This window comes from Pseudomonas sp. FYR_7 (genome assembly GCF_043106155.1).
GTDB classification, from domain to species: Bacteria; Pseudomonadota; Gammaproteobacteria; order Pseudomonadales; family Pseudomonadaceae; genus Aquipseudomonas; species Aquipseudomonas parafulva_B.
In genome coordinates this window covers 24,941-51,662 of sequence record NZ_JBICMI010000051.1, presented here as the reverse complement: position 1 = coordinate 51,662, position 26,722 = coordinate 24,941, and the positions used below count along the sequence as shown (strand labels likewise).

Here is a 26,722-nt window from a genome sequence, read left to right as displayed (position 1 = left end):
GGTCAGGCAACGGCCACGACGTCGAGGATACGCTGCACGACCCGGTCCTGGTCGACCCCCGCCGCCTCGGCTTCGAACGACAGGATGATGCGGTGGCGCAACACGTCGAACAGTACTGCCTGAATGTCCTCGGGGCTGACGAAATCGCGCCCGGCAAGCCACGCGTGGGCCCGTGCGCAGCGGTCCAGGGAAATCGAACCGCGCGGGCTGGCGCCGTAGGCAATCCAGTCGGCCAGTTCGTTGTCGAATTTGGCCGGCGTACGCGTGGCCATGACCAGTTGCACCAGGTACTCCTCCACCGCGTCCGCCATGTACAGACCGAGGATCTCCTTGCGTGCTGCGAAGATCGCCTGCTGGCTGACCCGCCGTTCGGGCTTGGTCTCACCCCCCAGCGCCTCGCCACGGGCCTGGGCCAGGATGCGGCGCTCCACGGCGGCGTCGGGGAAGCCGATCTTGACATGCATCAGGAAACGGTCGAGCTGCGCTTCGGGCAGGGGATAGGTGCCTTCCTGCTCGATCGGGTTCTGCGTGGCCATGACCAGGAACAGCGGCGACAGGTCGTAGGTACTGCGCCCCACACTGACCTGACGCTCGGCCATGGCTTCGAGCAGCGCCGATTGCACCTTCGCCGGCGCCCGGTTGATTTCGTCCGCCAGCACCAGGTTGTGAAAGATCGGCCCCTGCTGGAACACGAAGCTCCCTGTCTCGGGCCGATAGATCTCGGTGCCGGTGATGTCAGCGGGCAGCAGGTCAGGGGTGAACTGGATACGGTGAAATTGCGCCTCGATGCCCTCGGCCAGTTCCTTGATGGCCTTGGTCTTGGCCAGGCCCGGTGCACCTTCCACCAGCATGTGGCCATCGGCCAACAGCACGATCAGCAGCCGCTCGACCAGCTTTTCCTGGCCAAGGATCTGGGAAGAGAGAAAGGTGCGCAGCGCGATCAGCGCCTCACGGTGTTCCATCGGCGACGGTTCCTGATAGAGGACCAGGCGGCTGATGGCAGCGGCCCGGCAAGGGTTGATACTTTAATCCATCCGAGGGGGTGGCGACCAATGGCGGCTTGGAAATTTATCCATCCTCGGCTGCCTGGCACCCGGAAATGTCCTGCCCGATGATCGCCATTGCCTGATGGTTCGGCATCGTGCCGTGGCGCTTGCTTGTGCTTTTCAGCCAGGCAGGTAGCACTACAATGCAGACGCACATCACCGGGAGCCACAGGGCAGACGCTATCGAAATACGTCTGGGCCTATTCTTCGACGGCACGGGCAACAATCAGCACAACACCACGGTGTCGCACGGCAAGGGGGCAAGCTACGACAATGCCTTGAGCAACGTCGCACTGCTGCATGACCTCTATGCGCAGCAACCGGAAGACGATGGGCAGCGCGTCGTGCTCAAGCACTATGTCCAGGGGATTGGCACCCAGGCTGGGGAAGCCGATGACATCTATGCATCGGCCACCGGTCGCGGGCGTACGGGCATCCAGGCGCGTGTGGAGCAAGCGCTGGCCGATATCGCCGCGCTGTTGCGCGACTGGCAGCAAGGCCATCGGCAAACGCGCATCGAGCGGATAAGTGTGGACCTGTTCGGTTTCAGCCGCGGTGCAGCGGCGGCCAGGCATATGGCCAATGTGTTGCGCAACGAGCCCGCGCGTTTGTTTCCACACTGCCCGATCGTCATCCATTTCATCGGCTTGTTCGACACGGTGGCAGCCATCGTTGCACCCCTGCAAGGGGATTTCGACCCCGCCGATACCCGTCAGGGTGGGCTGCAGCTCGGGTTGCCCGAAGGCATTGCCAACCATGTCGTGCAACTGGTGGCCGGGGATGAGCAGCGCCACAACTTTCCCCTGATAGGCAGTGGGCACGACATCGTGCTACCGGGTGTGCATTCGAATATCGGTGGTGGCTATCAGGATGTGGTCGACGAAGACGTGCTGCTGTGCAAGCCCCAGTCCCAGCGGGTAGCGGCTGGGGTGCCTGCACAACAGACCGGCGTCTACACAGCCGTCGCCGCATTGATGGTCACCGCGTTCAAGGACCTTGGCCAACCGCCTGCGCGGGTGGTTAGTTGGGAACATCCTGTGCCTGGTGGGGAGCCCCGTGAACCGCAGAAACAGGTTTATGCCGCCATCGGTCGAAGGCGACAGGTAGCCGGGCAGCTGTCACGGGTCTACTTGAGCATCATGCGCGAGTACGCAGCGCGCGCGGGCGTGCCCTTTGCACCGCTGGGCTGCCACAGGCAGCACGCTGTACCGGAGGAGCTGCGTGGCATCAGCGACAAGTTGCATGCCTATGCGTTGGGGGCCTGCCCATCGCTGGAACTGACCGAGCCGGAGCAAACTCTATTGCGCGAGCGCTACATCCATACCTCGGCGCACTGGAATGCCGTCAAGGGCATGCGCAGCAGTTCACTGGACGTGCTGTTCATCGACCGGCCGGGCGTAGCGGGGCGGGTGGTGCATCCTAATCCTGTCTAGGGTGTTCGGGTGCAGAGTGGGGCTGCCTTGCACCAAATCCGTAGGCTATCGGGTTTTCCGGGGGTGCAGCTTAGCCGCGATGGGCCGCAAAGTGGCTCCCCGACATTCTCGGCTGCAAAGCTGAAATATTGGGGCCGCTTCGCGCCCATTGCGGTCAGTCCGGCCCCCCGGCAAGCCCGCTCCCACAAAGAATCCCTCACACCTCGGTATCCTGAGCCCTGCACGCTATCGATCACAGCGATAACCACTATCGAGCGGCCGGCCTCTCGCCTGGCAGCCCTTGCTCTTATACTCGCGGCCTGATTTAGCCTCTCGTGCGCCTGTCTCAGGCGCCCTGTCATGGAAGTGTGCACAATGCCAAGCGTCAGCCCGGCCCCTCGTGGTCTGCCCGAACACCAACAGCAAAGCCTGCTCCAGCAATGGCTGGCCATTCTCTCCGTGGCCGTGGGCGCGTTCGCCCTGGTGACCAGCGAGTTTCTCCCAGTAGGCGTGCTGAACGACGTCGCCAACGATCTGGGCATCAGCGCAGGGCTTGCCGGGCTGATGGTCACCTTGCCCGGCATCATGGCGGCCCTGGCGGCGCCGACCATTTCTGTCGGTGTCGGCAACCTGGACCGGCGCTACCTGCTGATTGGCCTGACCCTGATCATGATCCTGGCCAACGCCATCGTCGCCTTTGCCGGTAACTTCCACCTGTTGCTGCTCGGGCGCGTGCTGCTGGGGGTGAGTATCGGTGGCTTCTGGGCGACCGCCATCGCCTTGAGCAGCCGCCTGGCGCCCGAGGGCGTCGGGGTGGCCAAGGCCAATTCGATCATCATGGCCGGCGTCACCCTGGCCACGGTCATCGGCGTGCCGGTGGGTACCTGGCTCAGCGGGTTGATGGGCTGGCGGATGACGTTCCTGGTCACCGCTGTGGTAGGGGTGCCGGTACTGCTGGCGCAGGTCATGCTGCTGCCCCGGTTGATGCCGGAAAAGGCGATCCGCATCAGCGACCTGCCGGCGTTGTTCATCAACCCGCAAGCGCGCGTGGGCCTGATTGCCGTGTTGCTGATCGGCCTGGCGCATTTCGCGGCCTACACCTACGTGGCCCCTTTCTTCAAGCAAAGCGCCGGCTTCGATGGCCCAACCATTGGCTCATTGCTGCTGCTTTACGGTGTGGCAGGCTTCATGGGCAACATCTTCGCCGGCTTTGCGGCCAACCGCAGTGTGCGGCATACCCTGCTGCTGGTGGCATTGCTGATAGCCACCAGCACGGCGCTGTTCCCGCACTTTGCCACTGGCATGACGGGCGCTGCCATGCTGATCGCGTTATGGGGCTTTGCCTTCGGGGCGTTTCCTGCCTGCGCGAACATCTGGATGTTCGTGGTCGCGCCCAAGGATGTGGAACGGGGCATGCCGCTGTTCGTGGCCATGTTCCAGGTCATCATCGCCGTGGGCTCGTTCTTCGGTGGTCAGGTGGTCGATCACTTGGGCACCGGCGTGCTGCTGAGTGCGGCCACGGCACTGGTAGGTTGCGGTTTCGTGACGGTGCTGGTGCTCGGGCGCAGTGTCAGCAATGCGATGGTCAGCCAGCCGGGTTGAGCCTGGCAATGATCGACCCGCGTCTGGGCGGTGTGGGGGGATTGGAATGAACGCGGCGCACCGACTAAGGGTCGCATGTTCACACCCTCCAAGAAGGAAACCTGCAATGAAAGCGATGACTCGACTGTTCACTGGCCTGGCCCTGGTTGGCGCGATGGGCGCTTCTGTTGCCTGGGCCGATCAGCCCGGCGCCGACTGGAAAGTGAACAAGGATCAGGCCGAAGCTGCCCTCAAAGGCGCCGGTTACACCCAGATCACCAAGATCGAAGCCGATGACGGTCACTGGGAAGGCGAGGGGATGAAAGCTGACGGCAAGCAGTACGAGTTCAAGGTCGACCCGCACGATGGCCGTATCGTCAAGGATGAACTGGATAACTGAGTTCAGCCTGCATTCAAAGCCCATCAGGCCCACGCAACAGCGTGGGCCTGATGCATTGGGTCAGCGGCGCAGCAGGCGCGAGACTACCATGGCCAGCGCGGCACCGATGGCTACAGCTGCAAACGGCTTTTCCTTGACGAACGACGAGACGCAGTTCACGGCATCACCGTAAGTCTTGGTCACCTGGCCGGCAGCCTGACGGCCTTCGCCTTCGGCTTCCAGGGCCGGATCGTCGATCAGACGACCTACAGCGCTCTGGGCTTTACCGGCAATGTTCTCTGCTACACCTTCGATCTGTTCGCGTTTCATGGTTCGGTCATCCTTTCGCTAACGGGATTGGTTAAATAGCAAAAGGTTAGGGCTTTAGCGCCGCCCATTGGTTCCAACGAAAGCGGTCCCAACTACTGCCGCCCCGTGCACCTGCCGCTGCTACGTGCCCTCACGCACATGCCGTTCCAGGATCCTCGGCCCGCTGCCTTCCTCGCCCAATACATCCTGTGGGTTACGTAGCGGGCATTGCTCCAGCGACAGGCAGCCGCAGCCGATGCAGTTGTCCAGGTTGTCGCGCAACGCCTGGAGCAGACGGATGCGCTGGTTCAGGTCTTCTCGCCACGCGCTGGACATTTCGCCCCACTGAGCCGCCGTGAGCTTGCTGTTGGGCGGGTAGCGCCCCAGCGCCTGCTTGATGTCATCCAGGGCAATACCGGTACGCTGGGCCACCTTGATGATCGCCAGGGTGCGCAGCACCAGCGACGGATAGCGGCGTTGGTTGCCAGCTGTGCGCGTGCTGGCGATCAAACCTTTGCTTTCATAGAAATGCAGTGCCGATACTGCGATACCGCTGCGGCGAGCCACCTCACCTACGGTAAGCATCCGTGTCGAATCTGCTGCCATGCGGGTCGATCTCCAATGAGTGGCTGTGGTGCGTCAGAACGCTGGGGGGAAAGCAGCGGCGCTGGCGGGCATGCGGTCGCGGCGTAGCTGGTTGACCAGGCTGTAGCGATCAGCGGGGTAAAGGTTTTCGCAGACCGCCATCAGGTCGCCGTTTTCCTCGCGGTAGTGGCGCACCACGCACAGCGCCGGTGAACCCGGCTCGGCACTCAATACCTGTGCCTGTTGCAGGGTGAGCGACTGTGCCTGAATGTGCTGGTCGATCACCGCGATGACTCGCCCGTAATGCTGCTCGATCAGGCGGGCGATCAACTGCTCGGGATGTGCCTGGGCCAGCTCGATCACCTGCACGTAGTCGGATTGGGCATAGACGGCGCTTGCACACAGCGCCAGGGCGTGCCCGGCAGAGGTACGGTGCAGCGCCTCGATGCAGAAGTACTGTTCCCCTGGCACCAGTCCCAGGCGCTCGGCCTCTTCAGGGGCGGCCACGAATTGGCGGATATCGCGAATCTGACGTACCGGTGCCTGAAGGTGATGCGAGAGCTCTGCCAGGTTCGCGATCGACTGCCGGTAGCCGATCTCGGGGTGGCGCGCCTGGACACGTGTCCCAACGCGCTTGCGCCGGGACACCAGGCCCAGGCTCTGTAACTGCTCGACCGCCGCGCGAACCGTGTGCCGGCTTACACCATACAGCGCGCACAGCTCCATTTCAGTGGGCAACAGGCCCCCGACCGGGTAGCGGCTGCTGGCGATTGCCTCGATCAAGTCCTTGGCCACGGTGGCATAGCGGGCTTGGTGCATGGGTCGAACCTGTCTGGATGTTGTACAAAGGCGCCAGTGTACCAGCCGTCGGTCGCTCCCGAGCCAAGCTCCCCTCCATGGCCTCATTGCCCCTTGTGCGACCTCAGTAGCAACGCTGCCACCGCACAGCCGAGCAACGCCAGGCAGGCCAGGTAGAACGCATCGCTGTAGGCCATCAGGTAGGCTTCGCGGCCGATGGTGCCCGACAAACCTTCGAGCCACTGCTGTGAGTGCCAGAGCCATGTCTGCACGGTCGGGTCCAGGCGCGCGTGCAACTGCGGCTCGAACACGGTCACGTGCTCATGGATGCGCGCACTGTGCAGGCGTTCGCGCGTGGCTACCAGTTGGGTCAGGCCGGCCGTGCCGATGGCGCCACCCAAGTTACGCAGCATCGAGAACACCGCCGAGGCGGACCCGGCCTCGCGCTTGTCCAGCCCGGCCACTGCCAGCACGGACAACGCGACCATGATGAAAGGCTGGCCGATGCCCCGCACCACGGTGGAAGGGATGATCACATTGTCGGCACTGTCAGCAGTCAGGCTGGCGCCCATCCAGCAGCCCAGCGCCATGATCAGGAACCCGCTGGCCACCATGAACTTTGCGCTGGTCCACCTCATCAGGCGCGGCATCAACGGCGCCAGCAGCAGCTGCACGAGCCCGTAGGCGATCAACGCCACACCCACGTCTCGTGCACTGAAGCCCTGCAGTTGCGACAGGTAGTTGGGCACCAGAAACACCAGCCCGAAGGTGGCCGCGCCGAATATGAACATCGCCAGGCTGGCCACGCCGAAGTTGTAACGGCCCAGCAACCGCAAGTTGATGAACGCGCGGGGGCCGAACAGCTGGGCCGTCACGAACAGCACCAGGGCCAATGCCGACACCACGGTCATGCCGGTGATGAACGAAGACCCGAACCAATCCAACCGGCCGCCTTCTTCCAGCACGATCTGCAGCCCGCCCAGGCCGATCACCATGGCGGCGATGCCCAGCCAGTCACCGTGGCGCAGCAGCTGCAACTTCATCGGCCTGGCCTCGATGGACCAGGCAATGGCGCACAGCAACGCGATACCAGGAAACAGCTGCAGGTAGAAGATCCAGCGCCAGGAATAGGCATCGGTCAACCAGCCGCCGATCGAAGGGCCCGCGGCCTGCGCCACGCTGTTGGCCAGGCTGAACAAGGCCATGCCCATGGCCATCCGGCTGGCCGGCAATTCGGTGATGATCAGCTGGAACGACAGCGGAATCAGGACGGCACCGGCGGCGCCCTGAATTACCCGGATCACGATCATGGTTTCAAGGTTCGGCGCCCACGAACAGGCCACCGACGCGATCAGAAAGACCAGCGAGCCCGTCCACATCACCCGGCGCAGGGAGAACACCTCCACCAGCCAGGCCGTCAAGGGGATCATCACGATCTCTGCCACCAGGTAGGCAGTGGATATCCATGAGCCTTCCTCGAAGCTGGCGCCTAGCGAGCCGCGTATCTCGGGCAGTGCGGCGCTGGTGACGTGCACGTTCATGCCGGCCATGAAACAGCCGAACAGCCCGCCCAGCACGGCCACCCAGGCGCGCAGGGATACCGGTTGTTCAGCGCGCATCGGCAGGCTCCGACGTGCGCGTGTCGACGGTGGTTACCACCGACATGCCGGGCAGTATCTGCGGCCCGTTTGCGGGCAGGTCGAGCAGGATGCGCACCGGAAAACGCTGGACGATCTTGGTGAAGTTGCCCGTGGCATTGTCCGACGGCAGCAGCGCGAAGACATTACCCGAGGCCGGCGAGAAGCTTGCCACGTGACCTTTGAATGCATGGCCAGGGAAACTGTCTACCTGAACCTGCACAGGCTGCCCTGGGCGCATCCGAGCCAACTGGGTTTCCTTGTAGTTGGCCACGACATAGGCTTGCGCCACCGGCACCACCGCCAGCAACGGCTGGCCTGGCGCCACGTATTGCCCTGCACGCACGCGGCGTTGGCCCACTACGCCTGCCACCGGGGCGCGCAGTACGGTGTCTTGAGCGTCCTGTTCGGCCAGCCGGCGTTCGGCGCTGGCGCTTTCGAAGGCGGCCTGGCGCTGCTGCAAGTCGGCCTCGGCCTGGGCAGCGCCGGCCTTGGCCATCCGTTGCTGTGCCTGTTGTTCACGCCATGCTGCCTTGGCCCCTTGCTCGACAGCCTTGGCCTGGTTGGCGGCGGCCAGCGCCTGCTCCAGCCGTTGGGTCGTGGCGGCCTCATCGCGTACCAAGCCCTGGTAGCGCTGCAGGTCCAGCTGGCTGCGACGACGTTCGGCGCTGGCACTGTGCACGGCGGCTTCGGCCTTGAGGGTTGCTTGGGCCTGCTGCTCGATGCGCTGCACGGCCAGCTCGCGGTGAGCCTGCGCCGCGTCTATGGCCGCCTGCGCCTGGCGTTCGACAGCGCGCGCGCGATCCCTGCGAGCCTGGTAATCGCGATCCTGCAACCGCACCAGCACAGCGCCGGCTTGAACCGGCTGGTCATCTTCGACCTCTACCGTCGCCACATAGCCTGCCACACGCGAACTCAATGCCACCCAATCGGCGCGGATGTAGGCGTCATCGGTACTTTCCAGGTAGCGCCCGGTGGTGAACCAGTAGCCAGCGAGCGCCAGTAGCGCCAGCACGCCCAGGCCTGCGCCGCCGATATAGACCAACCGCCGTCGTGTGCGAATGGTTGCATGCTCGGTAGTCGGGGTTGGGGTGGGCGTTTCTACAGCAGCGTTCATAGCGGCGTTCCATTGTCGAGTGAAGGCAGTTGCGCTTTGCGAGCGGTGGGCGTTGGGTGGTGAGCGGTGCCTGGGGCGTGGCGGATTCACCATCCCCCGCCCAGCGCGCGAAACAGGTCGATCTGCGCCCTGGCCACCTTGCCGCGCGCCTCGAGGAGCTGGTCATGCAGGGCAATCAGCTCGCGCTCGCTGTCAAGCAGGGCCAGCCCGTCCTGGGTGCCCGCACGGTAGCTGGCCTCTGCCAGGGCGAAGCCACGCTGGCTGTGCTCAAGCGCGGCCTGCAGCGAAGACAGGTGCTGCTGCTCACCGGCATGACGGGCCAAGGCCTGGCGCACATCCTTCAGGGCCTTGAGCGCGACGCTGCGATAGTGAGCGCGCTGAGCCTGCTGCAAAGCCTGGGCCTTGCCCAACCGGGCACGATTGGCTTGCAGGTTGGGTAATTCCCAGCTGATCAGCGGGCCGACGCCGAACGTGATGGCGCGGCTGGCACCCAGGCCATTGATGTGGCGATCAGCACTAGCCAGCTGGGCGCCAAAGCGAACCTTGGGGTACAGGTCGGCGCGCACGATGTCCGTTTCCAGGCCGGCGGCTTGCAACGCTCGTTCAGCCTGGCGTACGTCGGGGCGCCGTTCGAGCAGGTGCCAGCCATCGCCTGTGGGCAGCGCTGCCGTGAGCGACGGGATGGCAGCGCAGGGTTGGGTGTGATCGACCGTGACCTCACCCGCCAGCGTGCTCAGCTCGAACAGTGCCACCTGGCGCCGCGCCTCGAAAACGGGTATCCGGGCGCGAACCTGCTCACGCAGGCCAAGCAGCCGCTCACCGTCCAGCGCCGTAGCGATGCCGGCCTGACGCTGGCGGTCGCTCAACAGCAGGCTGCGATCAAGGGTGTGTAGGGCTTGCCTGGCTTGACTCAGGCGAGCGGTGTAGACGCATTGTTCGATGTAGGCACGGCTGGTCTGGGCTGCCACCTGCAGCCCCACGGCATCGTGTGCGGCGGCCGCGGCCTGCGCTTGCGCCTTGGCGCGATCGATTTGGGCTTGCACCTGCCCCCACAGGTCCACCTGATAGGCCAGCTCCATGCCCGGATTGAACTGCCAAGAGGAAGTAGCTCGGCTGTCACGGGCCTGGGCCAGGGTCTGATCGTCACTGTCCCTGCCGTAGGTCGCAGCAATGCCCAGCGAGGTGGCAGGCAGGCGCTGCGCCTGGAACTCGCCAATGCCGGCCAGCAGTGCGCGCACGTTGGCTTGAGCCTGAGCCAGGTCCTGGTTATTGGCCAATGCGCGCTCCACCCAGTACTCGAGTTGCGGGTCCTGGTACAGCTGCCACCAGCGCCCGGGTAAAGGCTGTGCGCTAACCCCGGCCTGGGTCTCGGTCAAAGGGTTGACCCGCATGGCCGCAGGGGGCTGTTCGCAGACGACAGGGTGCGTGCAACCTGCCAGCAGGCCGAACGTCAGCACAGTGCAAAGGCGTACGGGGGAGGGGATCATCGACAAAGTGGGCATCATGAACATCGCTTGGCAGTCATGATGCAACGTTAACGAGACCAGTCAGGCCAAGGCTGCCGCAAGCGGGACAACCATGCGCGCCAGCCGGACAATCCGAGCCGTTTCAGCGGGGGCGTGCGCTACCGTCCTGCCAGTCGCTGGGCGCGCACCCCAGGATGCGCCTGAACACGGCTGCAAAGGCGCTGGGGCTCTGGTAGCCGTGTTCGAGCGCCACATTGATGATCGGCTGACCTGCCGCCAGGCACTGCTGGCTCAACATCACCCGTGCCCGAGCGCGCCATTGGCCGTGGGACATGCCCAGCTCGCGCTGGAACAGCCGGGCCACATTGCGTGTGCTCATGTTCAGCGCCGTGGCGCACTGTTCAAGGGCATGTTCCTCGGCTGGTGCCTGCAGCATGCGCTCGCACCAGGCCCTCAGGCGTGGGTGCGTCGGCAGTGCTATGAACGTGTCGATGCGCCTTGCGTGGGCGAGCTCGCCCAGTATGAGCGCCCGTACGTGCTCGCCCTCCCGGATACCGAGCATGCGCGAGGCGGCCAGGATCAACTCACGCAGCAACCCCGTCACCACGATCACCTGGCAGTGGTCGACGTGGGGCGCCAGCAGCAGGGAGCGCATGCTGACGACGCCTTCCATGACAATCGCATGGCTGACGCCGGCCGGCACCCACAGCGCATTGCCCCCATGAATCACCCAGCTTCCCGAATCGGTACTCACATGCACAGTGCCACTGGCTGCGTAGATCAGCTGGTCGTGGGCGTGGCAGTGGCTGGCCACCTGATCGCCGGGGGCGTAATCCATTTCGAGTGTTTGCATGGCGGGATCCATGGTGGGAATGGATCCAATTGTAAGGATGGATTGTGTGTAGATGTTGCAAAGCGTGGGGTAGCGTGCGTGCTAAGTGCGATTGAATTGCTTGATCTTCTTAAAAGTTGAGGCTTGATTGCGGATTATTTGGTTTTTGCAGTTGTAACTGTGTAGCCGAGCGGAGTGTCTAGGGAGCGCTCAACGATCTATCCCGGGCATGCCGGCTGTCGAGGGAGGTCGGCATGCAGGAACTGGACGTTACAAGCCTTCCTCAAGCGCGAGCAGTGCTTCGACGGTCTGCCGACGTCGGATCAAGCGCACGGCCTGGCCTTCGATCATCACCTCTGGCAGCAAGGGCCGGCTGTTGTAGTTGGACGACATGGAGGCACCGTAGGCACCGGCATCGTGAATCACCAGCAAGTCGCCGACCTGGGCCTGGGGCAAGACCTGAGGGCAGAGTGCCTGGTCATCCTGAGTGAACACGTCGCCTGATTCGCACAGTGGGCCGGCCACCACGGTCGGTTGCCGCGGGCGGTCCACGGGGCGGCCATCGGCATCGAGCAGGGTCATGGCATGGTAGGCCCCATACATCGCAGGGCGCATGAGGTCGTTGAAGCCAGCATCGACCAGCACGAACGTGTTGCGGCCCACCTGCTTGACGGCACGGACTTCGGTCACCAGATAGCCCGACTCGGCCACCAGAAAACGCCCTGGCTCGATCTCCATGCGCACCGGGTGGCCCAGCAGCGCTTCGATTTCCTGGCGTGCCACTGCCCAGGTTTGCGCGTAGCGCTGCAGGTCCACCGGCGTGTCGGTAGTGCGGTACGGCGTCGAGAGCCCACCGCCGATCGAGAACGCTTCGATATCGGTGTCCAGGCGCGCGATCAGCTCGATCATGGCGCGAGCCACCTGCTCCAGATGGGTGTAGTCCACGCCGGAGCCGATGTGCATGTGCACGCCCACCAGGTGCAGGCGATGGGCCCTGATGCAGGCGAGCGCCTGCGGCAAGTCTTCATGCCAGATGCCATGCTTGCTGTTCTCGCCCCCGGTATTGGTCTTGCGGCTGTGGCCATGGCCGAACCCCGGGTTGATGCGCAGCCAGACACGGTGCCCTGGCGAGTGCTCGCCCAACTGGCGCAGCATGTCGATGGAGCCTGCGTTGACTTCGATCTTTTCCGCGACCACGCGTGCCAGGGTAACGCGGTCCAGCACATCGCAGGTCAGCACCACCCCCGCAGGCTCGCCCGCCACACTGGCGCCGGCTGCAAAGGCGCGTTCCATTTCCCCAAGCGATACTGCATCGAGTACCAGGCCGTGCTCGCGCATCAAGCGCAACACCTGCAGATTGGGATTGGCTTTCTGGGCGAAGCGTACGGTATCGAATGGCTTGAGCTGTTCTATCCGGCTGAGGATGGTGGCGGCGTCGTAGGCCCACAGGGGTGAACCGTACTGGCGAACGGCGTTGGCTAGGACAGAGAAGGGAATGGTCATGATCGAATGGCTCGGCACAGGTGGAAGCCGACAGCATGGCCCGTAGACTCGATTCAGAAAAATAGCTATTTTTGCGCCGTCCATTCATCTCTGATATGCCCTGAGAATGCAGTCGGTGCTCCCATGAAACTCTCCGCCCGCCACATCGAAGTGTTCCGCGCCATCATGGCCTCAGGTAGCGTCACAGGCGCGGCGCGTCTGTTGTTCACCTCGCAGCCGACCATCAGCCGTGAGCTGGCGCGGTTGGAGCACGTGACGGGCCTGCATCTGTTCGAACGCACGGCCGGTCGGTTGGAAGCCACCGCCCAGGCGTTGCTGCTGATCGAGGAGGTAGAGCGGGCGTATGTGGGGCTTGAGCGCATCGAGCGTTGTGCCCAGGCCATTCGCAACTTCCAGCAGGGCCAGTTGGCCGTCACCTGCCTGCCGTTGTTTTCGCAGACCCTGCTGCCCAAGGTCTGCCAGCGTTTTCATAAGCAGCACCCTGGGGTGAGCGTGAGCATCAAAGCCCAGGAGTCGCCGCTGCTGGAGGAGTCCCTGGCCACCCAGCAGCATGACCTGGGCCTGACGGAGGTCGCGCAGATACCCCGCGGGGCGAGCGGGGAATTGCTGTTCAGCGCCAACATGGTCTGCGTGCTGCCTGAGCAACACCCGTTGCAGGCCAGGTCACGGCTGAGCCTGGCGGATTTCCATGAGGTCGATTTCATCAACCTGGCCAGCCTGGACACCTATCGCCAGCGTCTGGACCACCATTTTCGCGCGGCTGGAGTGAACCGTCGCACGGTCATCGAGACCACCAGCGCCGCCTCGGTGTGCGCCATGGTCAGGCAGGGCCTGGGCGTAGCCATCATCAACCCCCTGAGCGGGCTGGAGGCCGCTCAGAGTGGCTTAACCATCAGGCCGCTGGACATCTCGATCGCCTACCAGGTGATGCTGGTCAGGCCAGACCATCGACCGGCCTCGGCGGCAGTCGAGCCGTTCTGCCAGACACTGCGCGAGCAGGCGCAGGCGATGCAGCGCGCCCTGGCTTAGCCCCCGTGGCACGCGGCAAGCCTGCCCAGTGATCGACGGATCAAAGCTCGCAGACGAAAGTGCCGGTGCCGCTCAGGATGTTCTCCAAGGTTTGCCTGATCTCGTCCAGGTCGCTCAGCGTGCCGGTCAGGTTGATCTGAAGCACCTCATCACCGCGCAAGGCGTCCCGGTCACCTGCTGCCACTTCGATCAACAGGCTCGTTGCCTTCAAGGTCACTTTCAAGCCGTCCAGGGTCGAGGGCTCATCGTCCAGGGTCAGATCAACCGTGTCTTCGTCAGGGTAGCGGGTCAGCAAGAACATCTGACCTTTGTCACTGTGGCAGCACAGGGTTGCCATGTTGTCCTCCTCTTCATCGCAGGGGGTGGCGAACAGCACGGCGGTGTCGATTTGCATGGCAAGCTCGGATCTAAGGAAACGGAAGGGAATTCTGACAGTCTTGCTTACATGCATAAACGTAAAGTTACCGCCCCTTGAACGAAATTGTCGCAGCGCTGCAAGCCTTGATGACCGGTCAGTCGTTAAGCTTCGCCCAGTCCTGGGCGTGCATGCACACGCTCAACGCCTGGTTTTCATCGTTCGCCCTGCCTGCAATCGTCTATCGTTGACCCCGGCACGGCGCACGCAGCGACGCTTCAACTATTACAAAGCCCAAGCGGAGTACCACAGATGGCGTTCTTCACCGCGGCCAGCAAAGCCGACTTCCAGCATCAACTGCAAGCGGCCCTGGCGCAGCACATCAGCGAACAGTCCCTGCCACAAGTGGCGCTGTTCGCCGAGCAGTTCTTCGGCATCATCTCTCTGGACGAACTCACCCAGCGCAGGCTTTCCGACCTGGCGGGCTGCACCCTCTCGGCCTGGCGCATCGTCGAGCGTTTCGACCCCGAGCACCCGCAGGTGCGCGTGTACAACCCCGATTACGAGCGCAACGGCTGGCAGTCGACCCACACGGTCGTCGAGGTGCTGCACCATGACCTGCCGTTTCTGGTGGACTCGGTCCGCACTGAGCTCAATCGCCGCGGTTACAGCATTCATACCCTGCAGACCACGGTATTGAGCGTGCGCCGCAACGCCAACGGCGAGTTGCTGGAACTGCTGCCCAAGGGCACCCACGGTGAAGGGGTGGGGCACGAGTCGCTGATGTACCTGGAAATCGACCGCTGCGCCAACGCTGCGGAGTTGAGCGTGCTGGCCCGGGAAATCGAGCAGGTGCTGGCCGAGGTCCGCGTGGCGGTCGATGATTTCGAACCGATGAAGGACAAGCTGCGGGAGGTCGTGGCGCTGGTCGAGCAGACCCCGTACGGGCCGGCTCAGCATGAAAAGGGCGAGGTCAAGGCATTCCTTGAGTGGTTGTTGGACAACCACTTCACCTTCCTGGGCTATGAAGAGTTCACCGTCCAGGCCGATCAGGCCGGCGGGCAGATGGTCTACGACGAGCAGTCGTTCCTTGGCCTGCCGCGTCGCCTGCGCGTTGGCTTGACCCCTGAAGAGTTGCGCATCGAAGATTACGCCGTGGCCTACCTGGCCGAGCCACTGCTGCTCTCCTTCGCCAAGGCTGCGCTGCCAAGCCGCGTACACCGCCCGGGCTACCCTGATTACGTGTCCATCCGCCAGCTCGATGCCTCGGGTAACGTGCTCAAGGAACACCGCTTCATGGGCCTGTACACCTCCACGGTGTACGGCGAAAGCGTTCATGCCATCCCTTACATCCGGGTCAAGGTCGCTGAAGTCGAGCGCCGTTCCGGCTTCGATACCAAGGCTCACCTGGGCAAGGAACTGGCGCAGGTGCTCGAAGTGCTGCCGCGCGACGACCTGTTCCAGACCCCGGTGGATGAGCTGTTCAGCACGGTCATGTCCATCGTGCAGATTCAGGAGCGCAACAAAATTCGCGTCTTCCTGCGCAAGGACCCGTACGGACGCTTCTGCTATTGCCTGGCCTATGTACCGCGTGAAATCTATTCCACCGAGGTTCGCCAGAAAATCCAGCAGGTGTTGATGGAGCGCCTGAAGGCCAGCGATTGCGAATTCTGGACCTTCTTCTCCGAGTCGGTACTGGCCCGTGTGCAGCTGATTCTGCGGGTGGACCCGAAGAACCGCATCGACATCGACCCACAGCAGCTCGAGCGTGAGGTCATCCAGGCCTGCCGCTCCTGGCAGGACGATTTCTCGGCGTTGGTCGTGGAGAACTTCGGCGAGGCCCAAGGCACCAACATCCTGGCCGATTTCCCCAAAGGCTTCCCAGCCGGCTACCGCGAGCGCTTCGCCGCCCATTCGGCCGTGGTGGACCTACAGCATGTGCTGGCCCTGTCGGAAAGCAAGCCACTGGCCATGAGTTTCTACCAGCCGCTGACGCGGGTTGGCGAGCGCACCCTGCACTGCAAGCTGTACCACGCCGACACCCCCCTGGCGCTGTCGGACGTGCTGCCAATCCTCGAAAACCTCGGCCTGCGCGTGCTGGGCGAGTTCCCGTATCGCCTGCGCCACGCCAATGGCCGCGAATACTGGATTCACGACTTCGCCTTCACCTACAGCGAAGGCCTGAGCTTGAACATTCAAGAGCTCAATGACACCTTCCAGGATGCGTTCATCCACATCGTCGGCGGCGATGCCGAAAACGATGCCTTCAACCGCCTGGTGCTCACAGCGGGCCTGCCATGGCGTGACGTGGCGTTGCTGCGTGCCTATGCACGCTACCTGAAACAAATTCGCCTGGGCTTCGACCTGGGCTACATTGCCAGCACGCTGAACAACCATACCGACATCGCGCGCGAGCTGACCCGCCTGTTCAAGACGCGTTTCTACCTGGCCCGCAAGCTGACCCAGGATGACCTGGAGGACAAGCAGCAGCGGCTTGAGCAAGCGATCCTCAATGCGCTGGACGAGGTGCAGGTACTCAACGAGGACCGCATCCTGCGTCGCTACCTGGACCTGATCAAGGCCACCCTGCGCACCAACTTCTATCAGCTCGATGCCAACGGTCAGAACAAGTCGTATTTCAGCTTCAAGTTCAACCCCAAGCTTGTGCCCGAACTGCCCAAGCCGGTACCCAAGTTCGAGATCTTCGTCTATTCACCCCGGGTCGAGGGGGTGCACCTGCGCTTTGGCAACGTTGCGCGCGGCGGCCTGCGCTGGTCGGACCGCGAGGAAGACTATCGCACCGAGGTGCTGGGCCTGGTCAAGGCGCAGCAGGTGAAGAACTCGGTAATCGTGCCGGTCGGCGCCAAGGGTGGTTTCCTGCCACGGCGCCTGCCACTGGGCGGCACGCGAGACGAGATCGCGGCAGAGGGCGTAGCGTGCTACCGCATCTTCATCTCGGGATTGCTCGACATTACCGACAACCTCAAGGACGGTGGCGTAGTACCGCCGGTTGGCGTGGTGCGTCACGACGATGACGACCCGTACCTGGTGGTGGCGGCCGACAAAGGCACGGCCACATTCTCGGACATCGCCAACGGCATCGCCATCGACTATGGTTTCTGGCTGGGTGATGCCTTCGCATCGGGTGGCTCGGCAGGCTACGACCACAAGAAAATGGGCATCACCGCACGTGGGGCCTGGGTTGGCGTCCAGCGTCACTTCCGTGAGCGCGGCATCAATGTGCAAGAAGACCCGATCACCGTGATTGGGGTGGGCGACATGGCAGGCGACGTCTTCGGTAACGGCCTGTTGATGTCCGACAAGCTGCAGCTGGTAGCGGCCTTCAACCACCTGCATATCTTCATCGACCCCAACCCGGAGCCGGCCTCCAGCTTTGCCGAGCGCAAGCGCCTGTTCGACTTGCCACGTTCGGCATGGACCGACTACGACACCAGCATCATGTCCGAAGGCGGCGGCATTTTCCCGCGTAGCGCCAAGAGCATCGCCATTACGGCGCAGATGAAGGAACGCTTTGCCATCGAGGCCGACCGCCTGACGCCCACCGAGCTGCTCAATGCCCTGCTCAAGGCGCCTGTGGACCTGCTCTGGAACGGTGGCATCGGCACCTACGTCAAGGCCAGTGGCGAAAGCCACGCCGATGTGGGCGACAAGGCCAACGACGCCTTGCGTGTCAACGGCAACGAGCTGCGCTGCAAGGTGGTAGGCGAGGGCGGCAACCTGGGCATGACCCAGCTTGGCCGGGTGGAATTCGGCCTGCACGGCGGCGCCACCAACACCGACTTCATCGACAACGCCGGCGGCGTGGACTGCTCCGACCACGAGGTCAACATCAAGATCCTGCTCAACGAGGTGGTGCAGGGTGGCGACATGACCGAGAAGCAGCGCAACCAGTTGCTCGGTAGCATGACCGAGGAAGTGTCTGGCCTGGTGCTGGGCAACAACTACAAGCAGACCCAGGCGCTGTCGCTGGCAGCGCGCCGCGTGCGCGAGCGCATTGCCGAGTACAAGCGCCTGATGGCCGACCTCGAGGCCCGCGGCAAGCTTGACCGGGCCATCGAGTTCCTGCCTTCAGAGGAACAGCTGGCCGAGCGCCTCGCCGCAGGCCAGGGCCTGACCCGTGCAGAGCTCTCGGTGCTGATCTCCTACAGCAAGATCGACTTGAAAGAGCAGCTGCTCAAGTCCCAGGTGCCGGACGACGACTACCTGACCCGCGACATGGAAACCGCGTTCCCGCCGTCGCTGGTCAGCAAGTTCGCCGACTCCATGCGCCGCCACCGCCTCAAGCGCGAGATCGTCAGCACCCAGATCGCCAACGACCTGGTCAACAACATGGGCATCACCTTCGTGCAGCGGTTGAAGGAATCGACCGGCATGAGCCCTGCCAACGTGGCCGGGGCCTACGTGATCGTGCGCGACATCTTCCACCTGCCGCACTGGTTCCGTCAGATCGAGGCACTGGACTACCAGGTTCCTGCCGAGATCCAGCTGACCCTGATGGACGAACTGATGCGCCTGGGCCGCCGTGCCACGCGCTGGTTCCTGCGCAGCCGTCGCAATGAGCAGGACGCTGGCCGTGATTGCGCCCACTTCGGGCCGAAGATCGCCCAGCTTGGGCTCAAGCTCGACGAATTGCTCGAAGGCCCAACCCGCGAACGCTGGATGGTGCGTTACCAGAGCTTCGTCGAAGCGGGGGTGCCAGAGCTGTTGGCACGTATGGTGGCGGGCACCAGCCATCTGTACACCTTGCTGCCGATCATCGAGGCAGCTGATGTGACAGGTCACGAGCCAGCGCAGGTGGCCAAGGCGTTCTTCGCCGTGGGCAGCGCGCTTGACCTGACCTGGTACTTGCAGGAAATCAGCAATCTGCCGGTGGAGAACAACTGGCAGGCCCTGGCCCGGGAAGCCTTCCGCGACGACATCGACCTGCAACAACGCGCGATCACCATCTCGGTATTGCAGATGGCCGATGCTCCGCAGGACATGGATGCACGGGTCGCGCTATGGGCCGAGCAGCATCGGGTGATGGTGGAACGCTGGCGCGCCATGCTCGATGACCTGCGCAGCGCTTCGGGCCATGACTACGCGATGTATGCAGTGGCCAACCGCGAACTGGTCGATCTGGCCATGAGCGGACAGGCGACTGTGATGCCGTCTTGAGTCAATGCTGAACTGAAAAAGCCCCGGCAGTGATGCCGGGGCTTTTTTATTGTTGGATGCTGTTCACGATATTGAAGCTCAAACTCCACGACATCATCAGGCAAACCCCCACTACTGCGTCATTTGAAACGCCGCTCTACACCCTTCTCGACCAGAATCTTGGCCGAGATCTCTTCCACCGAAAAATGCGTGGAATTGATATTGGGAATGTTCTCACGGCGGAACAGGCTCTCGACTTCACGCACCTCGAATTCGCACTGGGCAAAGCTCGAATAACGGCTGTTGGGCTTGCGCTCGTGGCGAATGGCGGTCAGCCGGTCGGGGTCGATGGTCAGGCCGAACAGCTTGCTGTGGTGCTTTTTCAATACCGCCGGCAGTTGCAGGCGCTCCATGTCGTCTTCGGTCAACGGGTAATTGGCCGCGCGGATGCCGAATTGCATGGCCATGTACAGGCACGTCGGCGTCTTGCCGCAACGGGATACACCCACCAGGATCAGGTCAGCCTTGTCGTAGTAATGGGTGCGGGCGCCGTCATCGTTGTCCAGGGCGAAGTTCACCGCCTCGATGCGCTCCATGTAGTTGGAGTTGCCACCAATGGAGTGGGATTTGCCCACCGAATACGAGGAATGGGCGGTCAGCTCCTGCTCCAGCGGTGACAGGAACGAGGAGAAGATGTCGATCATGAACCCATTGGAGGTGGCCAGGATCTCGCGGATGTCCTGATTGACGATGGTGTCGAAGATGATCGGTCGCATGCCGTCGCGCTCGGCGGCCGCATTGATCTGCTGGACCATGTTGCGCGCTTTTTCAGGAGAGTCGATGTAAGGCCGGGTGAATTTGCTGAAAGGAATGCTCTCGAACTGCGCGAGCAGGCTCTGGCCCAGGGTCTCGGCAGTGATGCCGGTGCCGTCGGAGATGAAGAACGCGGTTCGTTTCATTTGCGATCGGGGCCTTAGTGATGATGACGTTTCTTGATTATGATAAGTTCGCTTTGCCGAATGCGGCTGTCGGCATTCTCACTTATTTTCCAGGTACAGGCCACATGCGTCCGGCCCAGTCACGAAGACAGGCGGGCGCCGTTGAGCTTTTCCAATACAGCTAGTGGAGAGATCACCTTGGTAGAGTACGTAGTTTCCCTCGAAAAGCTCGGCGTCCATGATGTAGAGCATGTGGGGGGCAAGAACGCATCCCTGGGCGAGATGATCAGCAATCTTGCCGGTGCCGGCGTGTCCGTGCCGGGCGGCTTTGCCACTACGGCTCAGGCGTACCGTGATTTCCTCGAGCAAAGTGGGCTCAACGACCGCATCCATAAGGCGCTCGACGCCCTGGACGTGGACGATGTCAACGCCCTTGCCAAGACCGGCGCGCAGATTCGCCAGTGGGTGATGGAAGCCGAGTTCCCGGCGCGTCTGGATGCCGAGATCCGCACCGCCTTCGCCGAAATGGCCAATGGCAACGACAACATGGCCGTGGCCGTGCGCTCTTCGGCCACCGCCGAAGACCTGCCGGACGCCTCGTTCGCCGGCCAGCAGGAAACCTTCCTCAACATCCGCGGCGTGGACAACGTGATCCGTGCGGCGAAGGAAGTGTTCGCCTCGCTGTTCAACGACCGTGCCATCTCCTACCGTGTGCACCAGGGCTTCGACCACAAGCTGGTCGCCCTGTCGGCCGGTGTGCAGCGCATGGTTCGCTCCGAAACTGGTACCGCCGGCGTCATGTTTACCCTCGACACCGAGTCGGGTTTCCGGGATGTCGTGTTCATCACCGGTGCCTACGGCCTGGGTGAAACCGTGGTCCAGGGTGCAGTCAACCCCGATGAATTCTACGTGCACAAGCACACCCTGCAAGCCGGCCGCCCCGCCATCCTGCGCCGCAACCTGGGCAGCAAGGCGATCAAGATGGTCTATGGCGAAGAAGCCAAGGCCGGCCGTTCGGTCAAGACGGTCGAAGTCGATCGCGCCGAGCGTGCCCGCTTCTGCCTGACCGACGAGGAGGTCGTTGAGCTGGCCAAGCAGGCGATGATCATCGAGCAGCATTACCAGCGCCCGATGGACATCGAGTGGGCCAAGGACGGTGACGATGGCAGGCTCTACATCGTCCAGGCCCGCCCTGAAACGGTGAAGAGCCGCGCCAGCGCCAACGTCATGGAGCGTTACCTGCTCAAGGAAAAAGGCACGGTGCTGGTCGAGGGCCGCGCCATCGGCCAGCGCATAGGCGCCGGCAAGGTCCGCGTGATCAACGACGTGTCCGAGATGGACAAGGTGCAGCCAGGCGACGTGCTGGTCTCGGACATGACCGACCCGGACTGGGAGCCGGTCATGAAACGTGCCAGCGCCATCGTCACTAACCGTGGCGGGCGCACCTGCCATGCGGCCATCATCGCTCGTGAGCTGGGTATCCCGGCGGTTGTCGGTTGCGGCAACGCTACCCAGATTCTCAAGGATGGCCAGGGCGTGACCGTCTCCTGCGCCGAAGGCGATACAGGCTTCATCTTCGAGGGTGAACTGGGCTTCGACATCAAGCAGAACTCGGTGGACGCCATGCCCGAGCTGCCGTTCAAGATCATGATGAACGTCGGCAACCCGGACCGCGCCTTCGACTTCGCCCAGTTGCCCAACGCCGGTGTAGGCCTGGCGCGCCTGGAATTCATCATCAATCGCATGATTGGCGTGCACCCCAAGGCTTTGCTCAACTACGCCGGCCTGCCGGCCGACCTGAAGGACAGCGTCGACAAGCGCATCGCTGGCTACGACGACCCAGTCGGCTTCTACGTGGAGAAGCTGGTCGAAGGCATCAGCACCCTGGCAGCGGCGTTCTATCCCAAGAAAGTGATCGTGCGCCTGTCGGACTTCAAGTCCAATGAGTACGCCAACCTGATCGGCGGCAAGCTGTACGAGCCGGAAGAAGAAAACCCGATGCTGGGCTTCCGTGGGGCCTCGCGCTATATCAGCGAAGCGTTCCGCGATTGTTTCGAGCTCGAATGCCGCGCCCTCAAGCGCGTGCGTAATGAAATGGGCCTGACCAACGTCGAAATCATGGTGCCGTTCGTGCGTACCCTCGGTGAGGCCAGCCAAGTCGTCGACCTGCTGGCTGAAAACGGCCTGGCCCGTGGCGACAACGGTCTGCGCGTCATCATGATGTGCGAACTGCCGTCCAACGCCATCCTGGCCGACGAGTTCCTCGAATACTTCGACGGTTTCTCGATCGGGTCGAACGACCTGACTCAGCTGACGTTGGGTCTGGACCGTGATTCGGGCATCATTGCCCACCTGTTCGATGAGCGAAATCCTGCGGTCAAGAAGCTGCTGGCCAACGCCATCGCAGCGTGCAACAAGGCCGGCAAGTACATCGGCATTTGCGGTCAGGGCCCTTCGGACCACCCAGACCTGGCCAAATGGCTGATGGAGCAGGGCATCGACAGCGTGTCGCTGAACCCGGACTCGGTGCTTGAAACCTGGTTCTACTTGGCCGAAGGCCAAAGCGCGACCTGATACCGAAAAATGCGAGGGGCGTCTGGCGCTCCTCGCCTGGTTTTTTCCAGGGCGAGTTCCAGCGATGGATTTCGCCCTTTTTTGTGCGACAAGCAACCGACCTATGCAAAGCAGCAGTACATTATTTCCCGTCGCCTTGCTCAGTGCCGAGCGTCGCGGCGACCTCAGTGAAGATGTCTATCGCATCAAGGCCGGCCTGGGTCCCGATCCCAGCGTGGAGCTGGCCGTGACTCGCCTGGGCCTGGCTGATCAGAGCAGCGCCCAGGGTATCCCGGTCATCCTGCTGCATGGCAGCTTTTCCAATCGGCGTTTCTGGTATTCACCCAAGGGGGGTGGCCTCGGGGCTTACCTGGCCCGGGCCGGCTTCGATGTGTGGATTCCCGAGATGCGGGGGCACGGGCTGTCGCCGCGCAATCGGGATTGGGCACAGAACACGGTGGCTGCCTATGCGCGTGATGACGTGCCGGCCATCGGTGCCTTCGTGCATGAGAAAGCAGGCAGGGCGCCCCTGTGGATCGGGCATTCGTTGGGCGGCACCACGCTGGCGGTCGCCCTGGGTAGTGGCGCATTGGCTGCGCAGCATGTAGCGGGCGTGGCGCTGTTCGGTTCCCAGGTAAGCCGCAGTTACTGGCCGTTGAAAGTGCCTCCGGTGGTGTGGGGCGTGCGCTGGCTGCTTCGCCGCTGGGGGCACCTGTCTGGCGCGCGCTTTGGGCGCGGCCCAGAGGATGAACCCGTCGGCCTTGCCTTTGAACACATGCGCTGGCACGGCTTGTTTGGGCGTTTTGGCGACAAGCAGGGTGATTGGTGGGCAGGCCTTGCGCAAGTCGACGTGCCGACGCTTGCCGTGGCCGCCGCGGCCGACCCGCAGAGCCCACCGTGGGCCTGCCGCATGTTGTTCGAGCAATTCGGGGGTGCACGCAAGCAGTTCCTCTGCCTTGGGCCTGGGGCGGGCTTCGAAGCCTTTGGCCATGCGGACATGCTGGCCAGCCAGGCTGCTCACGTGCAGGTATGGCCGCTGGTAGAACGCTGGTTACGTGAGCCCGGGTTGCCGGTGCATGCCTCCATCGAGGCCTTGGCGCTTGTGCCAGCTGTATGAAAGGCGCTGACCGAGCGGTCTCGGGTGACTGCGGTGTGCTCCAAGGTGTAGCCTTGGCCCACAATCGCTTTCGTTATGACTGACAGGAGCTTGCCATGCAGCATTACGTAACGCCCGACCTGTGTGACGCCTACCCGGACCTCGTGCAGGTGCTGGAGCCGATGTTCAGCAACTTTGGTGGCCGTGATTCGTTCGGCGGCCAGATCGTCACCATCAAGTGCTTCGAGGACAACTCGCTCGTGCGTGAGCAGGTCGAGCTCGATGGCCGGGGCAAGGTGTTGGTGGTCGACGGCGGCGGTTCGCTGCGTCGCGCCCTGTTGGGCGACATGCTCGCCGAGAAAGCGGCTAAAAACGGCTGGGAAGGCTTGGTGATCTACGGCTGCGTACGCGACGTCGATGCACTGATCCAGACCAACGTAGGTGTACAGGCGCTGGCCAGTCACCCGCTCAAGACCGACAAGCGTGGCATTGGCGACCTCAACGTCGTGGTGAATTTCGCGGGCGTTACCTTCAGGCCCGGTGAATACGTCTACGCCGACAACAACGGCGTGCTGGTCTCGCCAAGCCCGCTGCAGATGCCGGAGTGACGCGCCGCAGGCGCTGATGGAGCTTTGATGTTCGAGGAAGACAACGCGCAGTGGGGGCTGGTGCATGCCCTGGTGCTCGACGGCAAGGGCGGGGCACGCGCCATCGCCCGAACCGAGCTGGGCGACTTGCAACTGCAGCCAGAGCAAAGCCTCTGGTTGCACTGGGATCGCAGTCATCCCCAAACCCGGTCTTGGCTGCTTAGCGAAAGTGGTCTCAGTGAATTCGCCTGTGAGCTGTTGCTTGAAGAGAACACGCGGCCGCGCTTGCTGCCGATGGCCGACGAGCAATTGTTGCTCTTTTTGCGCGGGGTCAACCTCAACCCTGGCGCCGAGCCTGAAGACATGGTTTCGGTACGCATCTTCGCCCAGGCCCAGCGCGTGATTTCGCTGCGCTTGCGCCCGCTCAGGGCCAGCGACGAAATCCTGCTGCAGCTGGAGCAGGGCAGGGGGCCCAAGACCGCTTCCGAGCTGCTGTTGCTGATGGGCGAGCTGCTGACCGAGAAAGTCCAGGGATTGGTCAGCGACCTGTCCGAGCTGGTCGATGTCGAAGAAGAAAAGGTAGAGGCTGACGAGCGGCACCAGCCTGATCAGGGCAGCTTGCAACAGATCCGCCGCCGCGCGGCCGGGCTGCGACGTTTTTTGGCCCCGCAGCGCGACATCTATGCACATCTTTCACGCAGCAAGTGGAGCTGGTTTGCCGAGGTCGACGCCGATTACTGGAACGAGCTGAACAACAGCCTGATCCGCTACCTCGAGGAACTCGAACTCACCCGCGAACGTGCGGCACTGGTGCTCGAGAGCGAAGACCGCCGCCGCAGCGAACGCATGAACCGCACCATGTACCGGTTCGGCATCATCACCTGCATCTTTTTGCCAATGAGCTTCATCACCGGGTTGCTGGGCATCAACGTGGGTGGCATTCCTGGGGCGCAGAACCCTTATGGGTTTCTCCTGGCGTGCCTGGTGGTAATAGGGCTGGCAGCAGGGCAATGGTGGTTGTTCCGGCGCTTGCAGTGGGTGTAGCCACCGGCGCGCCGGCGGCCTGGTCGACGCAAGGTGTGACCCGTCGCCAAGCCGTCTCGTCTCTTGCTGATACTACGCGAGGTGCCCATGCACGATCCGTTTGAACAATCCCTGCGTGACCTGCTCAAGGCATCCCCGTCCGGCAATGACCGCCATGACCAGGATGATGCCGCCTGCCTGGGTCGCGTGCTCAAGACCGCCAACCGCCAGGTTGGCGCCGGTGATCTGTTCAGCTTGCTTGGCCGTTGGAGCCAGGCGCTGATGATCGCCATCAACAATGGCTCGGCGCACGTCGCGCCGGTGCGTAGACATTCTTCCCGCAACGCTGCCGCTGGCAGCAAAGCTGATAAGGCCGACTGAATATGGAACTCGATCTCTGGACCCAGAGCCTGGTCACCGCCATGACCGCCCTATGGACCAAGGTGGCGAACTTCATCCCCAACCTGTTCGGCGCGTTAGTCGTGGTGCTGCTGGGCTTCGTGGTAGCCAAACTGCTCGATACCTTGCTCTCCAAACTGCTGGCCAAGCTTGGCCTCGATCGCCTGATGGCTGGTACGGGGCTGACCAAGATGCTGGGCCGCGTTGGCATTCAGGTACCGATTTCCACGCTGATCGGCAAGATCGTCTACTGGTTCGTGCTGCTGATCTTCCTGGTGTCGGCCGCCGAGTCGCTGGGCCTGGAGCGTGTCTCCGCCACGCTCGACATGCTGGCCTTGTACCTGCCCAAGGTATTCGGTGCCGCGTTGGTATTGCTCGCGGGCGTTCTTCTGGCGCAGGTGGCCAACGGCCTGGTGCGCGGCGCCGCCGAAGGCGTAGGGCTTGAGTACGCCGCAGGGCTTGGACGCATCGTTCAGGGCCTGGTGATCATCATCAGCATTTCGGTGGCAATCAGCCAACTGGAGGTCAAGACCGACCTGCTCAACCATGTGATCGTCATCGGCCTGATTACCGTTGGTCTGGCCGTTGCGCTGGCCATGGGCCTGGGTAGCCGCGAAATCGCGGGTCAAATCCTGGCCGGCATCTATGTCCGCGAGTTGTTCCAGGTGGGCCAGCAGGTGCGCATTGGCGAGGTCGAAGGGCATATCGAGGAGATTGGCACGGTCAAGACGGTGATTCTCACCGACGATGACGAGCTGGTTTCCCTGTCCAATCGGGAATTGCTCGAGCAGCGGGTCAATAGCCGCTGACCGAACAAAGCTGTTAATGTATGCCGCCGCAAAAAACGGCCCTCCGGGCACTTGCGGCGACATTGACCTGACTGTCGGCCAGATCCGTTTTGAATAAAGTTCCCACGCCGC

General features: G+C 63.0%; 23 protein-coding genes. 12 read left to right on the top strand and 11 right to left on the bottom strand.

The features are described from left to right. Positions 1-2: 2 nt before the first annotated feature. Positions 3-962, bottom strand: coding sequence for a MoxR family ATPase (locus ACF8R3_RS13080; RefSeq protein ID WP_023533720.1), 960 nt, complete (start codon positions 960-962; stop codon positions 3-5). Positions 963-1,189: 227 nt separating this feature from the next. On the opposite strand from ACF8R3_RS13080, the gene ACF8R3_RS13075 reads away from it, so the two are divergent. The 3 genes from ACF8R3_RS13075 (at position 1,190) to ACF8R3_RS13065 (ending at position 4,439) form a co-directional block, all read left to right on the top strand. Next, the gene (locus ACF8R3_RS13075; RefSeq protein WP_196186480.1) at positions 1,190-2,479 is read left to right on the top strand and encodes a DUF2235 domain-containing protein; all 1,290 of its coding nucleotides are present in this window, start codon (positions 1,190-1,192) and stop codon (positions 2,477-2,479) included. 354 nt (positions 2,480-2,833) lie between these two features. Further along, complete coding sequence (locus ACF8R3_RS13070) at positions 2,834-4,060, top strand: MFS transporter (protein WP_058604510.1); 1,227 nt, start codon at positions 2,834-2,836, stop codon at positions 4,058-4,060. A gap of 106 nt (positions 4,061-4,166) precedes the next feature. Then, positions 4,167-4,439 carry a PepSY domain-containing protein gene (locus ACF8R3_RS13065; protein WP_023533665.1) on the top strand — a complete coding sequence of 91 codons (273 nt, stop codon included), beginning with the start codon at positions 4,167-4,169 and terminating at the stop codon, positions 4,437-4,439. A gap of 60 nt (positions 4,440-4,499) precedes the next feature. Here ACF8R3_RS13065 and ACF8R3_RS13060 read toward each other — a convergent pair whose 3' ends face one another. From ACF8R3_RS13060 to lysA, 8 genes are all read right to left on the bottom strand, one after another. Next, positions 4,500-4,748 carry a CsbD family protein gene (locus ACF8R3_RS13060; protein WP_023533700.1) on the bottom strand — a complete coding sequence of 83 codons (249 nt, stop codon included), beginning with the start codon at positions 4,746-4,748 and terminating at the stop codon, positions 4,500-4,502. A 120-nt stretch (positions 4,749-4,868) separates the two neighbouring features. After that, the gene (gene soxR, locus ACF8R3_RS13055) at positions 4,869-5,333 is read right to left on the bottom strand and encodes a redox-sensitive transcriptional activator SoxR (RefSeq protein ID WP_058604511.1); all 465 of its coding nucleotides are present in this window, start codon (positions 5,331-5,333) and stop codon (positions 4,869-4,871) included. A 33-nt stretch (positions 5,334-5,366) separates the two neighbouring features. Further along, positions 5,367-6,131, bottom strand: a complete 765-nt coding sequence (locus ACF8R3_RS13050; protein WP_392515692.1) for a GntR family transcriptional regulator — start codon at positions 6,129-6,131, stop codon at positions 5,367-5,369. An 83-nt stretch (positions 6,132-6,214) separates the two neighbouring features. Continuing rightward, positions 6,215-7,729 (bottom strand): MDR family MFS transporter, encoded by a 1,515-nt coding sequence (locus ACF8R3_RS13045; RefSeq protein ID WP_392515691.1) that lies wholly within the window; start codon positions 7,727-7,729, stop codon positions 6,215-6,217. Beyond that, positions 7,719-8,864, bottom strand: a complete 1,146-nt coding sequence (locus ACF8R3_RS13040; protein ID WP_392515690.1) for an HlyD family secretion protein — start codon at positions 8,862-8,864, stop codon at positions 7,719-7,721. The genes ACF8R3_RS13045 and ACF8R3_RS13040 overlap by 11 nt, the downstream gene beginning before the upstream one ends. An 86-nt stretch (positions 8,865-8,950) precedes the next feature. After that, complete coding sequence (locus ACF8R3_RS13035; RefSeq protein ID WP_392515709.1) at positions 8,951-10,366, bottom strand: efflux transporter outer membrane subunit; 1,416 nt, start codon at positions 10,364-10,366, stop codon at positions 8,951-8,953. Positions 10,367-10,472: 106 nt separating this feature from the next. Continuing rightward, positions 10,473-11,183 carry a helix-turn-helix domain-containing protein gene (locus tag ACF8R3_RS13030; RefSeq protein ID WP_196186483.1) on the bottom strand — a complete coding sequence of 237 codons (711 nt, stop codon included), beginning with the start codon at positions 11,181-11,183 and terminating at the stop codon, positions 10,473-10,475. A gap of 249 nt (positions 11,184-11,432) precedes the next feature. Beyond that, entirely contained in the window at positions 11,433-12,665 is a 1,233-nt protein-coding gene (gene lysA / locus ACF8R3_RS13025) for a diaminopimelate decarboxylase (protein WP_392515689.1), read from the bottom strand. 123 nt (positions 12,666-12,788) lie between these two features. On the opposite strand from lysA, the gene ACF8R3_RS13020 reads away from it, so the two are divergent. Continuing rightward, a complete protein-coding gene (locus ACF8R3_RS13020) occupies positions 12,789-13,694 on the top strand; it encodes a LysR family transcriptional regulator (RefSeq protein ID WP_145256370.1) in 906 nt (301 codons plus the stop codon). A 40-nt stretch (positions 13,695-13,734) separates the two neighbouring features. Here ACF8R3_RS13020 and ACF8R3_RS13015 read toward each other — a convergent pair whose 3' ends face one another. Further along, positions 13,735-14,088, bottom strand: a complete 354-nt coding sequence (locus tag ACF8R3_RS13015) for a hypothetical protein (RefSeq protein WP_078478249.1) — start codon at positions 14,086-14,088, stop codon at positions 13,735-13,737. 77 nt (positions 14,089-14,165) lie between these two features. On the opposite strand from ACF8R3_RS13015, the gene ACF8R3_RS13010 reads away from it, so the two are divergent. Together ACF8R3_RS13010 and ACF8R3_RS13005 are read left to right on the top strand one after the other, a co-directional pair. Then, a complete protein-coding gene (locus ACF8R3_RS13010) occupies positions 14,166-14,300 on the top strand; it encodes a hypothetical protein (protein ID WP_256675187.1) in 135 nt (44 codons plus the stop codon). Between the two features lie 61 nt (positions 14,301-14,361). Beyond that, the gene (locus ACF8R3_RS13005) at positions 14,362-19,227 is read left to right on the top strand and encodes an NAD-glutamate dehydrogenase (protein ID WP_196126923.1); all 4,866 of its coding nucleotides are present in this window, start codon (positions 14,362-14,364) and stop codon (positions 19,225-19,227) included. Between the two features lie 119 nt (positions 19,228-19,346). On the opposite strand, the gene ACF8R3_RS13000 is transcribed toward ACF8R3_RS13005, so the two are convergent. Beyond that, a complete protein-coding gene (locus ACF8R3_RS13000) occupies positions 19,347-20,165 on the bottom strand; it encodes a pyruvate, water dikinase regulatory protein (RefSeq protein WP_027916539.1) in 819 nt (272 codons plus the stop codon). Positions 20,166-20,342: 177 nt separating this feature from the next. Between ACF8R3_RS13000 and ppsA the strand changes: the two genes are divergently transcribed. The 6 genes from ppsA to ACF8R3_RS12970 all read left to right on the top strand — a co-directional run bounded on the left by ppsA (position 20,343) and on the right by ACF8R3_RS12970 (position 26,611). Next, on the top strand, positions 20,343-22,718 hold the full coding sequence (gene ppsA / locus ACF8R3_RS12995; RefSeq protein ID WP_392515688.1) for a phosphoenolpyruvate synthase: 2,376 nt from the start codon (positions 20,343-20,345) through the stop codon (positions 22,716-22,718). A gap of 103 nt (positions 22,719-22,821) precedes the next feature. After that, on the top strand, positions 22,822-23,814 hold the full coding sequence (locus tag ACF8R3_RS12990; RefSeq protein ID WP_230384527.1) for an alpha/beta fold hydrolase: 993 nt from the start codon (positions 22,822-22,824) through the stop codon (positions 23,812-23,814). A gap of 95 nt (positions 23,815-23,909) precedes the next feature. Continuing rightward, positions 23,910-24,401, top strand: coding sequence for a ribonuclease E activity regulator RraA (gene rraA / locus ACF8R3_RS12985; RefSeq protein ID WP_058604522.1), 492 nt, complete (start codon positions 23,910-23,912; stop codon positions 24,399-24,401). A 27-nt stretch (positions 24,402-24,428) separates the two neighbouring features. Beyond that, a complete protein-coding gene (locus tag ACF8R3_RS12980; protein WP_392515687.1) occupies positions 24,429-25,424 on the top strand; it encodes a zinc transporter ZntB in 996 nt (331 codons plus the stop codon). Positions 25,425-25,511: 87 nt separating this feature from the next. Continuing rightward, positions 25,512-25,784, top strand: coding sequence for a hypothetical protein (locus ACF8R3_RS12975; RefSeq protein WP_023533663.1), 273 nt, complete (start codon positions 25,512-25,514; stop codon positions 25,782-25,784). Positions 25,785-25,786: 2 nt separating this feature from the next. Beyond that, positions 25,787-26,611, top strand: coding sequence for a mechanosensitive ion channel domain-containing protein (locus tag ACF8R3_RS12970; RefSeq protein WP_058637638.1), 825 nt, complete (start codon positions 25,787-25,789; stop codon positions 26,609-26,611). The last annotated feature ends 111 nt before the right edge of the window (positions 26,612-26,722 follow it).